1 pseudogene is annotated in these 239 nt (G+C 56.5%); it reads left to right on the plus strand.

Annotated elements, in window-relative coordinates:
• Positions 1–239, plus strand: a pseudogene (locus EOD29_RS34750) (acyltransferase); the annotation flags it as partial.

The following is a 239-nucleotide window of genomic DNA, read 5'->3' on the forward strand; positions in this document are numbered from 1 at the left end:
ATTTTGTTCAGCCGATCGCGGGCGGCGCGGATTTTGTGCGCCATGTCTTTCTTCTCGGCTCCAGTGGTGTTTTCTGGTCGATACCACCTGAGATCCAATTCTATCTGCTCTTTCCCGTCCTGTGGCTTTGCTTGGCCCAGCCGCAACGCTATAGCGGCATGATTGTGGGCCTGACCGTGGTCGTCGTCGTGGACGGACTGGTTGAATTGCCAGGCCCGGGAATATTGCTCGTCTCCAAG

Source organism: Mesorhizobium sp. M1A.T.Ca.IN.004.03.1.1 (assembly GCF_003997555.1).
Taxonomy (GTDB): domain Bacteria; phylum Pseudomonadota; class Alphaproteobacteria; order Rhizobiales; family Rhizobiaceae; genus Mesorhizobium.